At 64.6% G+C, this 12,178-nt stretch carries 12 protein-coding genes; 5 read left to right on the top strand and 7 right to left on the bottom strand.

Annotated elements, in window-relative coordinates; genetic code table 11:
* Window positions 1–138: 138 nt before the first annotated feature.
* Together EN804_RS32605 and EN804_RS32610 are read right to left on the bottom strand one after the other, a co-directional pair.
* Complete coding sequence (locus EN804_RS32605; RefSeq protein WP_127280417.1) at window positions 139–738, bottom strand: DUF1236 domain-containing protein; 600 nt, start codon at window positions 736–738, stop codon at window positions 139–141.
* A gap of 63 nt (window positions 739–801) precedes the next feature.
* The gene (locus EN804_RS32610) at window positions 802–1,899 is read right to left on the bottom strand and encodes a putative zinc-binding metallopeptidase (RefSeq protein ID WP_135922164.1); all 1,098 of its coding nucleotides are present in this window, start codon (window positions 1,897–1,899) and stop codon (window positions 802–804) included.
* Between the two features lie 296 nt (window positions 1,900–2,195).
* Between EN804_RS32610 and EN804_RS32615 the strand changes: the two genes are divergently transcribed.
* Window positions 2,196–2,993: a lytic transglycosylase domain-containing protein gene (locus EN804_RS32615; RefSeq protein ID WP_127872785.1), complete on the top strand. Its 798-nt coding sequence runs from the start codon at window positions 2,196–2,198 to the stop codon at window positions 2,991–2,993.
* A 48-nt stretch (window positions 2,994–3,041) separates the two neighbouring features.
* Here EN804_RS32615 and EN804_RS32620 read toward each other — a convergent pair whose 3' ends face one another.
* Together EN804_RS32620 and EN804_RS32625 are read right to left on the bottom strand one after the other, a co-directional pair.
* Window positions 3,042–3,563, bottom strand: a complete 522-nt coding sequence (locus EN804_RS32620) for a hypothetical protein (RefSeq protein WP_135916555.1) — start codon at window positions 3,561–3,563, stop codon at window positions 3,042–3,044.
* Between the two features lie 5 nt (window positions 3,564–3,568).
* Entirely contained in the window at window positions 3,569–4,792 is a 1,224-nt protein-coding gene (locus EN804_RS32625) for an argininosuccinate synthase (protein WP_127872787.1), read from the bottom strand.
* A gap of 307 nt (window positions 4,793–5,099) precedes the next feature.
* Between EN804_RS32625 and EN804_RS32630 the strand changes: the two genes are divergently transcribed.
* Together EN804_RS32630 and EN804_RS32635 are read left to right on the top strand one after the other, a co-directional pair.
* Window positions 5,100–7,151, top strand: coding sequence for a bifunctional diguanylate cyclase/phosphodiesterase (locus EN804_RS32630; RefSeq protein ID WP_246693518.1), 2,052 nt, complete (start codon window positions 5,100–5,102; stop codon window positions 7,149–7,151).
* Between the two features lie 91 nt (window positions 7,152–7,242).
* Window positions 7,243–7,884 carry a LysE family translocator gene (locus EN804_RS32635; RefSeq protein WP_127280596.1) on the top strand — a complete coding sequence of 214 codons (642 nt, stop codon included), beginning with the start codon at window positions 7,243–7,245 and terminating at the stop codon, window positions 7,882–7,884.
* On the opposite strand, the gene EN804_RS32640 is transcribed toward EN804_RS32635, so the two are convergent.
* From EN804_RS32640 to rlmN, 3 genes are read right to left on the bottom strand one after another with little or no spacing between them, the layout of a single operon-like run.
* Window positions 7,856–8,335, bottom strand: coding sequence for a hypothetical protein (locus EN804_RS32640; protein WP_135922166.1), 480 nt, complete (start codon window positions 8,333–8,335; stop codon window positions 7,856–7,858). The two genes, EN804_RS32635 and EN804_RS32640, sit on opposite strands and share 29 nt — an antisense overlap.
* Window positions 8,332–8,781 (bottom strand): hypothetical protein, encoded by a 450-nt coding sequence (locus EN804_RS32645; protein WP_135863465.1) that lies wholly within the window; start codon window positions 8,779–8,781, stop codon window positions 8,332–8,334. The genes EN804_RS32640 and EN804_RS32645 overlap by 4 nt, the downstream gene beginning before the upstream one ends.
* Window positions 8,778–10,013 (bottom strand): 23S rRNA (adenine(2503)-C(2))-methyltransferase RlmN, encoded by a 1,236-nt coding sequence (rlmN, locus tag EN804_RS32650; RefSeq protein WP_135922167.1) that lies wholly within the window; start codon window positions 10,011–10,013, stop codon window positions 8,778–8,780. Before rlmN ends, EN804_RS32645 begins: the two co-directional genes overlap by 4 nt.
* A 268-nt stretch (window positions 10,014–10,281) precedes the next feature.
* Here rlmN and EN804_RS32655 point away from each other — a divergent pair, with 268 nt between their 5' ends.
* Both EN804_RS32655 and EN804_RS32660 read left to right on the top strand, forming a co-directional pair.
* Window positions 10,282–10,581: a hypothetical protein gene (locus tag EN804_RS32655; RefSeq protein WP_135863461.1), complete on the top strand. Its 300-nt coding sequence runs from the start codon at window positions 10,282–10,284 to the stop codon at window positions 10,579–10,581.
* Between the two features lie 208 nt (window positions 10,582–10,789).
* Window positions 10,790–12,145: a chloride channel protein gene (locus tag EN804_RS32660; protein ID WP_135922168.1), complete on the top strand. Its 1,356-nt coding sequence runs from the start codon at window positions 10,790–10,792 to the stop codon at window positions 12,143–12,145.
* Window positions 12,146–12,178: the final 33 nt, after the last annotated feature.

The raw sequence follows: 12,178 nt of genomic DNA on the forward strand, positions 1-12,178 counted from the left end.
CCGATGGCCTCGGGAATCGGAATCGATATCAGCAGGGACAGGCGCAAACCGGCGGCCGCGACACCCGGCGCTGGCCGGCTTGCCCCGATCGCCAACCCAGGTGTCGCCAGCGGCCGCGACGGCGACCGCCGGCGTCTATCAACGCACCACGTACATGATGCGCCGTGTCTGCGGATCGATCAGCGCGCGCTGGCCGTTCACATAGACATAACGGTAGTTGTAGTCAGGAATTTCGCGCAGCTCGACCGTGTCTGGCAGGGTCGCGCCGGTGACCACCTCGCCGTCGAGATAGACGGGGTCCAGCCGGTGGGTGTCGACATAGGTCCGCACCGCGGCCGGCGGCGCGGGGAACTCGCCTACGACAGGATCACTGGAAATGATCGCGCCGGTATAGTCGGTGGAGTAGTTGCCGATGTCCTCCGGCGGCGAGACGACGGCGACAGCGGAGCGGCGCTGCGTTAGCACCACACGGCTGCCGCCGAAATCGGCGGTGACGTAGTCGGAATAAACCCAGCCCTGGCCGCCGGCTTCGGCGATGGTGCACCATTTGCTGTTTTCGATGCAGCCGTTGAGCGTCGCCGACTGGCCCGCGGCGAGCACGCCGATCACCGGATATTGCGGACCCGGACCGGCGCGCACATTGAGATCGGTGACCGCCGAGACAGCGGTATCGGCCAATGCGGCGCCAGACATTGCGGTCAGCATCCCGGCTATTGCGGGAAACAATAAGGATTTCATGGGTACTCTCCGTTTTCGTGACCCCTCGGCTGTGAAAACGGGGCAGCGGCGCATGCGTTCCGGCTAAAGTGCGCGAGCCAACTCACGATTTGTTCCCGCGCCTTTCGGCAAATCGGTCACAAGGTCGTGAACAAAGGCCAGTTTTTGCGCCGTCACGTCCGAAATGACGAAGGGGTAGAGATCGGGCAGGCCCATGCAGCGGTTGATCGAATTGGAGGCTTCCGACAGCACCAGCCAACGGACAAGGATCCTGTCGAAGGGCTCGGGCGTGCTTGCAGGCTCCGAAGGCGCAGCCTGCAGCCCGCCGCCGGTGTCGCCCTGCGGCAATTCGTTCGCCTCCACCGTCTCCAGCCGGCCGAGCGGGAAATTCAGGGCATGGACCATCTCCAGCGTGTCGGTGATGTGCAGGTGGTGAGCCCAGGTCTCGGCCCAGTCCTCCCATGGATGCGAGGTGGCGTAGGCCGAGATGTGGTTTTGCTGCCAGTCGGGCGCGGCGCCGTTGGCGTAGTAAACCTTCAGCGCCTGTTCGTAGTCGGCGCGTTCGTCACCGAACAGAGCGCGGAAGGCCTCCAGCCTTTGCGGATCGTCGCGGATCAGCCGGTCCCAGTAATAATGGCCGAGCTCGTGGCGGAAATGGCCGAGCAAGGTGCGGTAGTTCTCGCCCATCTCGATGCGACGTCTTTCACGCTCGGCTGAATCGGCCTCCGCGACGTTCAGCGTGATCAGGCCGTTGTCGTGACCGGTGAGAATCCGTTCGCCGCCCGGGCCGCCACCGATCGGATCGGCGAGGAAGTCGAAGGCCAGCCCGATTTCGTCCGTCGGGCTCTGCTTGGGCGCGACCGGCAGGCCGAAGGCGAGCAGCGAATAGATGGCGCGCTTCTTCGCCGCCTCGACACGGATCCAGCGGCGGCGGTTGCCGTCGACGGAGAGGTCGGGGATCAGCTGGTTCAGCACGCAGGCACGGCAGAAGACCTGCCCCGGCTCGGCCATCCAGTTGCAGGCGCATTCGTCGGCGTTGGTGCACTGGATGGCGCCATCGACGCCGGACAAGACAAAGTGCGCGCCTTCGGGATCGTAGAGCACGAGACTGCGGCAGTTCAGGCATTGGGCGTTCTCGAAATAGAGACGGTGGCCGCAATGCGGGCAGTCGAAAAGTTTCATGTCGGTCTCAATTCATCAGGAAGGCATAGGATGCATGGCGGCCCGTGCCCAAACGCGAACCACCGGCCGGCGTTCCGCACTCCATCGAGACTATTTCGCTTCGCCGGTCCGGCCGCCCCGCCGATGCTGTCCACGGCCGGCATCAACGTCTCTCATGCCTGGCCTCGCCATAATAATCACTTGATCGTAGGCAAATTCCCCGGCATTCGCCAGCATCGCGCCACAGACGGTGACAAATGCGCGTTTCGCTGGCAAATTCGCAATCGGGACGTGAATCAGGCAATCAGGAGAACAACATGGCATTTCTTGCCAAGGGTAGGATTTTAGCGGCCGCAATGGTGGCGGTGCTTGGGCTGGCAACGGGCGCGCAGGCGGCGGCCAGTTGCGGCAAGACCGGCGCCGGCTTCGACGCCTGGAAGCAGGATTTCGCCGCCGAGGCCAAGTCCGAGGGTGTCGGGTCGAGGGGCCTGGCCGCTCTGGCGGGCGCGACCTACGCAACGAGGACGATCTCCGCGGACCGCGCCATCCACAAGGCTTTCAGCGGCTCGGTGGACGATTTCATGAAACGCCGTGGCGGGTCGGCGATCATTTCCAAGGGCCGTTCGCTGAAGAAGTCGAACGCGGCGCTGTTCAACCAGATCGAAGCCAATTACGGCGTGTCGCCGGGCGTGTTGCTCGCCATCTGGGGCATGGAAACCGGCTTCGGTGCCTCGATGGGCAACCAGAACACGGTCTCCGCCATCTTGACGCTTGCCTATGATTGCCGCCGTCCGGACTATTTCCACCCGCATGCCATCGCGGCCCTGAAGCTGGTTGACCGCGGCGCGTTGACCTCGTCGTCGGTCGGCGCCATGCATGGCGAGGTCGGCCACACGCAGTTCCTGCCCGGAAATGTCTTGAAATATGCGGTCGGCAACGGAAACCTGCGCGACAAGGCCACCGCGCTGGCTTCCACCGCCAACTACCTCAAGGGTCATGGCTGGCGGGCCGGCGCGAGCGCGAGCGCCAATATGGGCGCGATTGCCGGCTGGAATTCGGCAAACGTCTATCAGCAAGCCATCGCCCGCATCGCCGACGCGATCGACGCCAACTGATCGAACTTACGGTATTGAACGAAGAACCCGGCCTCCGCGCTGGGTTTTTCATTTCACGTCGAGCGCATAGGAGCAGCCGGCCAGCGCCTTGCCGGGATGGGACTCGACCGTCGAGACGTTGAGCGTGATGCGCGTGACAAGGCTCACGCCGCCGGCTTCCTCTGTGTTTTCGGCCACGACCTTCTCGCCGAGGAATTTGCCAGGCGTCGAGACCGTCGCAGGGACGTCGAGCTGGCGGGCGAGGTCGGGCGCGGCGATGCCGTCAAGCACCGCCATCGGGCCCGTCGCGGTAAAGACGATCGCTCCGGTCTCGCGCCCGAAGACGTGGACCGGGGCGGGCAAGCTGTATTGGCGCAGGAACGGATTGCCTGACGGAACTTCTTTCCAGCCGAGCGTGTCCGCCACGCTGGGCTCGCCTGCCAGCCAGAGGGCAAAGCCGTTGTAGCTGGGCACGTCGACCCGGCACTCGATCAGCGCGGCAAGGTCGAGCGGGCCAGGGTCGAAATCCCCGGCCATGGCTGGGGCCGCCAGAAGGACCAGCGGCACCAGGCATCGGCCGGGACAGCGCATTCCGTCTAGCTGTTGCGGTTGCGCGCGGCCAAAGTCCGCAGCCTCAGCGCGTTGAGGCGGATGAAGCCGGCGGCGTCCTTCTGGTCGTAGGCGCCACGGTCGTCCTCGAAGGTGACCAGCGCGTCGGAATAGAGCGTCTTCTTCGACTTGCGGCCGGTGACCATGACGTTGCCCTTGTAGAGCTTCAGCCGCACCGTGCCTTCGACGTCTTCCTGGCTCTTGTCGATCATCGCCTGCAGCATCAGACGCTCGGGCGAGAACCAGAAGCCGTTGTAGATGAGTTCCGCGTAGCGCGGCATGAACTCGTCCTTGAGGTGCGCCGCACCCCGGTCGAGCGTAATCGATTCGATGGCGCGATGGGCCACGATCAGGATGGCGCCGCCGGGCGTTTCATACACGCCCCGCGATTTCATGCCGACGAAACGGTTCTCGACCAGGTCGAGTCGGCCGATGCCATTGTCGCGGCCGAGATCGTTGAGGGCGGCCAGCATGGTGGCCGGCGACAGCTTCTTGCCGTTGAGCGCGACCGGATCGCCCTTGAGGAACTCGATTTCGATCTCGGTGACGGCGTCCGGGGCGTCCATCGGCGACACGGTGCGCTGGTGGACGAATTCCGGCGGCTCGCTCCATGGATCTTCCAGCACCTTGCCCTCGGAAGAGGAGTGCAGAAGATTGGCGTCGACCGAGAACGGCGCGTCGCCGCGCTTGTCCTTGGCCACGGGAATCTGATGCTGTTCGGCGAAGTTGATCAGGTCGGTGCGCGACTTGAACGACCAGTCGCGCCATGGCGCGATCACCTTGATGTCGGGGTTGAGCGCATAGGCCGAAAGCTCGAAGCGGACCTGGTCGTTGCCCTTGCCGGTGGCGCCATGCGCGATGGCGTCGGCGCCGGTCTCCCTGGCGATGTCGACCAGGTGCTTGGAGATCAGCGGCCGCGCGATCGAGGTTCCCAAGAGATAGGTGCCTTCGTAGACGGTGTTGGCGCGGAACATCGGGAAGACGAAGTCGGCGACGAATTCCTCGCGCACGTCGACGATGCGGATGTCCTTGATGCCCATCATCTCGGCCTTCTTGCGCGCCGGCTCCAATTCGCCGCCCTGGCCGAGATCGGCGGTGAAGGTGACGACTTCGGCGCCGAGTTCGGTCTGCAGCCATTTCAGGATGATGGATGTGTCGAGGCCGCCGGAATAGGCGAGCACGACCTTCTTGACGTCTTTGGTCTTGGACATTTCTGCTCCGTCGAAAAGCGGACGCTTGAGGCAATGGCGTCACGGATTGTCGGAGCGCCTTTTAGCAGGAACCGCAAAGCGAGCAAGCGCAGGCGGCGCCAGCCTTCTGATCCAGCCAATGGCGGGGCAGCCGAACGGGTTGGGGAAACAACCTGCTACAATCAGTGGCTGCATTTATATACCGTATTTAATCAAGTTTTCACCCCCAGCCGCTAAACAACCAAGACAGAGCCGCCTGGCCGCATGTTGGCGCCGAAGCGGCTTTTGCCCGTTCGTCGCGGGTATCCTCGGGCTTGGGTCATCCTCGATGCGCGTTATATCCTGCATCGTCACGGAGCATAATCTGTGGCTTGTCCTGCTGGCCGCGCTGATGTGCGTCACCGGCTGCTGGGTGACGATCGGTCTCCTGGATCGCGCCAGGAAGACCGTCGGCATGCAGATGCGGGGCTGGCTGTTCCTGACCGCGGTCGCGGCCGGCTCTTCGATCTGGTGTACGCATTTCATCGCCATGCTGGCCTATCAGCCCGGCGCGCCGATCACCTTCGATCCGGCGCTCACCATGATATCCCTGGTCATCGCCATGGTTGGAACCGGGGCGGGTTTCGGTCTTGCCCTCGACAAAAGCCGCGGCCTAGCGCCGGAATGGGGCGGATGCCTTGTCGGGCTGGCAATCTGTGCCATGCACTATACCGGCATGATCGCCTATCACGTGGCCGGCATCGTCGAATGGGACGCCCGCTATGTGGTCGCTTCGCTGCTGATCGCGATGGCGTTCTCCGCCGTGGCGATCGGCCAGGCGGAGCGCCGGCCATATCGCTGGTCGCACTATCTCGGCATTGGATTGCTGGTGCTGGCGATCGTCGGCCTGCATTTCACGGCCATGGCCGCGGTGGCGGTGACGCCGCTCTCCTTCATCACCACGGGCACCAATCCCGATATCCTCGAAGCGATGGCCGTCGCCGTCGCCGTGGTCGGCCTGATCGTCGCGGCCACAGGCTTTGCCAGCTACCTGATCGACGAACGCGGCCGGCTCGAGAGCTTCGAGCGACTGCAGCACCTTGCCCTCAACGATGCGCTGACAGGTCTCGCCAACCGGGTCTCCTTCAACGACCGCCTCGACCATGAGATCGAGCGGGCACGCGAGGGAGGCGCGATGACGGCCGTCATCGTCATCGATCTCGACCGCTTCAAGGAGATCAACGATCTCAGGGGCCATGCGGCCGGCGACCAGGCACTCAAGATCATCGCCCGCAGGCTGGCGAAACTGACCGGCGACGGCGAGTTCGTCGCCAGGCTCGGCGGCGACGAATTCGCCGCCATCAAGCAATTCAAGGACCAGAACGAGCTGCTCGGCCTGGTTTCACGCCTGGAGAAGTCCCTGTTCGAGCCGCTGCTGCTCGACGATTTCGAGACCGTTACCGGCGCCAGCATCGGCGTCGCCGTCTATCCGCGTGACGGGGCCGACCGGGAGAGGCTGGTCAGCAATGCGGATCTGGCCATGTACCGGGCCAAGAACGACGTGGCGCGGGCCGTCTGTTTCTACGAATCGGCCATGGACGAGACGGCGCGGGCACGGCGCGCCCTGGCCACCGACCTTCGCCAGGCCATCGAACGTGGCGAACTCACGCTCCACTACCAGGTGCAGACTTCGGTCTCGACCGGCGCCACCTGCGGCTACGAGGCGTTGCTGCGCTGGACCCATCCGGTGCATGGCATGATCCCGCCCGCCGAATTCATTCCGATCGCCGAGGAGAATAGCTCGATCCTGGCGATCGGCGAATGGGTGCTGCGCACCGCGTGCCGCCAGGCAGCGTCCTGGGACAAGGGTCACAAGATCGCGGTCAACCTGTCGCCGGTGCAGCTCGCCCATGCCGATCTCGCCAAGCTCGTCCACCAGATCCTGGTCGAAACCGGCCTGTCGCCGAGGCGCCTCGAACTGGAGCTGACCGAATCGACGATCGTCGCCGACAAGGTCCGCACGCTGCACGTGCTGCGCCAGATCAAGGCGCTGGGCGTGACGATCGCGATCGACGATTTCGGCACCGGCTATTCGTCGCTCGACACGCTGCGCTCGTTTCCGTTCGACAAGATCAAGCTTGACCGTTCCTTCATGGCCGATGTCGAGCGCAGTCCACAGGCCAAGGCGATCATCCGCGCGGTGCTAACACTGGGGCGCAGCCTCGACATTCCGGTGCTTGCCGAAGGTGTCGAGACGCATGTCCAGCTCACCATCCTGCAAGTGGAAGGCTGCAACGAGGCGCAAGGCTACTTCCTCGGCCGCCCCAAGCCGATCGACCAGATTTTGCTGACCGGAGCGGCCGCCCATTCGCTGGCCGAGATCGATCTGTCGGCGGCTTAGAAAACCCCGCCGCGGGAGGATACTCCCGCCTGCGCATCTGGCGTCGGCGCGGCGTATCTTGTATAGGCTCGGGACCTTCCCGAGGCCTTGCATGTCCTTCATTCCCGATACGACCACGCTGATCCAGTTCGCGATCGCCACCGTGATCCTGGCGATCACGCCGGGCCCCGACATGACGCTGTTCGTCTCGCGCACGCTGAGCCAGGGGCGGGCCACCGGATTTGCCTCGATGGCCGGCGCGTTGTGCGGCACGCTGATCCACACCACGCTGGTGGTGGTCGGCGTCTCGGCGCTGATCGTCGCCTCGCCGATGGCTTTCTTCGTGCTGAAGATCTTTGGCGCCGGCTATCTCGTCTTCCTGGCCTGGCAGGCGATCGCCAAGGGCTCGGCCTTCTCGCCGGAGAAGAAGACAGGCCCGCGGATTTCGCTGCTGCGCAGTTGGGCGGCGGGGATCGGCGTCAACCTGCTCAACCCGAAGGTCATTCTGTTCTTCATGACCTTCCTGCCGCAATTCGTCTCCGCGCACGATCCGAACGCGCCCGGGAAGCTGTTCTTCCTCGGCGCCATGTTCATCGTCCTGTCGATCCCGGTGACGGTGCCGATGGTGCTGGCGGCGGAAAAATTCTCGGCGGCGATGAAGGCCAGCCCGCGCGTGACGCGGGTGGTCGACTATCTCTTCGCCGGCGTGTTCTCGGCCTTCGCGCTCAAGATCCTGACGGCCCAGGCGAAGTAGGGGCTTTCTCGACCCACCAGCTTCCCGCCCAGCGCCCGGCGCTGAGCCAGTAGAAGATGCCGCCGACCATGCCGCCGCCAATGACGGCCATGATGGCGCTGGTCTCGGTGACCGCGAAAGCGGATTCGCGGACATTGTCGACGAGGCCGAGGAAAACCCCCGCCACCAGCGCGCCCGCCAGCGCGTAGAACAGCCAGTCGCGCCGGCCCAGGATTTCGGCAATCAGGATGACGACGGCGGCCGGCATGAAGCCGAAATAAGCGACGAACAGGGCGACGAAAGGAATGGAAAAATAGAGCGATGCCGCCGCCGCCGGATGGGCTTGCGCCGGCGCGTAGCCGAGCGAGGCCAGGAACAGGATGTTGAGGAAGGCGCTCGCCGCCAGCGCGGCGACGGCGTAGCCGAACAGGATGACGGCGAAGCGCACGATATAGGCGACGAGACGGGTCATGGGGGGTCGCGTCCCGTGAGATGCCCGGACTTGTGTCCAGCCAGAAGCCAGTAGACCCAGCCGGCGGCAACACCGGCCGCGGCCAGAAAACCGAGGAAGCCCGGGTTGAAAACGAAGCCTCCTGCCGAGCCAGGGACAAAAACACCGAAGGCGATCGACGTGACCGCACCCGTGACGGCGAAGTAGAACCATCCTCGCAGCGCCAGCCGTTCGGCGAGGAAGATCGCGGGACCGACGATCAGCAGCGCGCAGATCGCCACGGTCAGCACGGCGAGCGGGAAGGAGGCCAGCCAGTCGAATGTGAAAATGATCGACCAGTTGCCGTCCTCGATCCCGGCCAGAAGAACGATCAGCAGCACAGGCACCAGGATAGAGGTCAGCACGGCGGCGACGTAGCCGACTGCTATTATGGCGAGGCGCGTGAGGCCGGCGACGAGACGGCTCACACCTCGCCGTGCCCCGCGATCATCATGGCCTCCAGCGCCAGCCGGTCGACCTTGCGCATGCGCTCCGATTCCGACTTCAGCTGGCCGCAGGCGGCCAGGATGTCGCGGCCGCGCGGCGTGCGGATCGGCGAGGCATAGCCGGCATTGTTGATGTAGTCGGCGAATTTCTCGATCGTCTCCCAGTCCGAGCACTGGTAATTGGTGCCCGGCCACGGGTTGAAGGGGATCAGGTTGATCTTGGCCGGAATGCCCTTGAGCAGCTTGATCAGGCCCTTGGCGTCCTCGATGGAATCGTTGACGTCCTTCAGCATCACATATTCGAAAGTGATGCGCCTGGCGTTCGACAGGCCGGGATAGGCACGACAGGCGGCGATCAGCTCCTTCAGCGGATACTTCTTGTTGATCGGCACCAGCAAGTCGCGCAGATCGTCATTGGTGGCATGCAGCGAGATTGCCAGCATGACGCCGATCTCCTCGCCGGTGCGGAAAATTTCCGGCACGACACCGGAGGTCGACAGCGTGATGCGGCGCTTCGACAGGGACAGGCCGTCGCCGTCGGAGGCGATCAGCAGCGCCTTCTTCACCGCCTCGAAATTGTAGAGCGGCTCGCCCATGCCCATCATGACGATGTTGGAGACTTTGCGGCCTTCGGCCGGCACGATGGCGCCGTCGGGCGTGTCGCGGTCGGGGAAGTCGCCGAGCCGGTCGCGCGCGGTAAGCAACTGCGCCAGGATTTCTTCCGCCGTCAGGTTGCGCACCAGCTTCTGCGTGCCGGTGTGGCAGAACGAGCAGGTCAAGGTACAGCCGACCTGCGAGGAGATGCAGAGCGTGCCTCGGCCTTCCTCGGGGATATAGACGGTTTCGATCTCGACCGGCCGGCCGGCGCCGCGCGGCGGGAAGCGGAACAGCCACTTTCTGGTGCCGTCGGCGGAAATCTGCTCCTCGACGATTTCTGGCCGGGCGACGGTGAAATGCCTGTCGAGCTCGGCGCGCAGGTCCTTGGAGATGTTGAACATGCCGGCAAAGTCGGAAACGCCGCGCACATACATCCAGTGCCAGAGCTGCTGGGCGCGCATTTTTGCCTGACGCTCCGGCACGATGCCTGAAGCGACGAGAGCCTCGCCGAGTTCGGCTCGTGTCAGGCCAATCAGCGAGGGCTTTTCTGTCTGCACGGGGCGAGCGCGCAAGGCGTCGCGGGCGCCTTCGGCGGTAAGGTCGAGTGAAAGGGTCATGGTTCCACTGATATAAGCGGTTTACGGCCGATTTCATCCATCGGCCCGATGTCAAGCGCGGCGCATAGCACAGCTTGGCGGCAGAGTCATGCCGCGGGCGATCGGGCGGCCTGTCCCGCCGCCGGGTCGCGGTGGACAAGCCGCGCCTGGCTGGTGCTGTTTGCCGGCGCGCGATCGATCACATATTCGTGTTGGCGTAACGGCTGGCGAGCCATCGGCGAACCCTGAAATGGGGCAACTGTGCCCCCGCACAATGGGAGTATGCAGAATGAAATCGATCAAACTCGCCGTCATTGCCGGCGTCGCCGCTCTTTGCGCCTCGCAGGCGTTTGCCGAGGATACGATGGGCACCATGACCATGATGAAAGGGGGCCAGGTGACGGCGATCATGCCGGACGGGCACATGGGCACCATGATGCCGGACGCGAAGATGAGCGCCGACATGATGAAAATGGCCAAGCCCATCAAGCATTGCATGATGATGATGACCGACGCCAAGGGCAAGGCCTACATGATCGATACGTCGACCAAGAAGGCCCAGGCCGAATGTGAAAAAATGGCCATGTGACGATCTCGCGAGCGCTTGCCCGCCGGCTTGGAGGCCGGCGGGACGGGCAGTTCTCACTTCGATGGAACGGGGGCTTATGCGCTTTGTGAACCATGCCCGCGAGCGGACGCCCAACATCGCGGCCCTTTGGTCCCGGTCCGATCATCAGACTATTGCTTGATTGGCATCGTGCCTGTGTTACGGCTGGGGTTTCCCCACGAGGACAGACATGGCCGGCCAATCGCGAAGACATCCCATGCTGCGGCGTTCGCGCGCCATGTGGGCATCGCGGCGTGTCTGGCAGCCGCGCCTGGTGTTCTGGGCGGGTGCGATCTCGATCGGCCTGATCAGCGTGTTGTTTGCCGTGCTGGCCGACAAGGCACAGGCGCTGTTCCATGCGGTGATCGGCAATGATGGCGGCTGGCGTTTCTATCTGCCGCTGGCGATCACGCCGCTCGGCTTTGTCCTGTGCGCATGGCTGGCGCACGCCTTCTTTCCGGGCTCGCAAGGCAGCGGCATTCCGCAAGCGATCGCCGCCCGGCATCTGCGCGACGATGATGACCGCAGCCATATCCTGTCGCTGCGGCTGGTGGCGGGCAAGATAGCCCTCACGCTGGTCGGCCTGTTCTGCGGCGCTTCCATCGGCCGCGAAGGGCCGACCGTGCAGGTCGGCGCGTCGCTGATGCTGCAGGCGGCACGCTGGGGCGGCATGGCGCAGGCGCGCGGCCTGATCCTGGCCGGATCGGCCGCCGGCATCGCCGCCGCGTTCAACACGCCGCTTGCCGGCATCGTCTTCGCCATCGAGGAGATGGGCCGCACCTATGAGGCGCGCACCAACGGGCTGGTGCTGACGGCGGTCATCCTGGCCGGCCTCGCCTCGCTTGGCGTGCTCGGCAACTACACCTATTTCGGCGTGTCCAAGGACACGATCTCGTTTGCCGCCGACTGGCCGCTGGTGATCGTCTGCGGCGTCATCGGCGGCGGCTTTGGCGCCCTGTTCTCGTTGCTGGCGCTGAAGGCGACGCGGCGCATCCGGCGCTGGAACGCGCTGCAGCCGCTGTGGCGCGCGCTGCTGGTGGCGGCCGTCTGCGGGCTGGCCGTGGCGGTGATCGGCATCGTCTCGGGCGGGCTGACCTTCGGCACCGGCTACGTGCAGGCGCGCAGCGCCGTCGAAGGCACGCCCCTGCCCTGGTTCTTCTTTGCCGAGAAATTCGCAGCCGGCCTGCTATCGATGATTTCAGGAATTCCTGGCGGTATCTTCGCGCCCTCGCTGGCGGTCGGCGCCGGCATCGGCAGTTCGCTCGGCCTGGTGTTCGGCAGCAGCGCCGGCGTCGCGGCGCTGCTCGGCATGGCCGGCTATTTCGCCGGGGTCGTGCAGGCGCCGATGACGGCCTTCGTCATCATCCTCGAAATGACCGGCAATCACGACAATGTCATCGGCCTGATGCTGGCCTCGATGCTGGGCTACGGCACGGCGCGCCTGATTTCGCACGAGCCGCTCTATCACGCGCTGTCGCGGGTCTTCGTCGCCGATGCGATCCGGCGGCGGCGGGCGGAAGCCGCACCGGAATCAGGCCTGGGCTGAAAAGCAAAAAGCCGGGCGTTGCGGCCCGGCCTT

It is taken from the genome of Mesorhizobium sp. M8A.F.Ca.ET.161.01.1.1, assembly GCF_004792105.1.
Classification (GTDB): Bacteria; Pseudomonadota; Alphaproteobacteria; order Rhizobiales; family Rhizobiaceae; genus Mesorhizobium.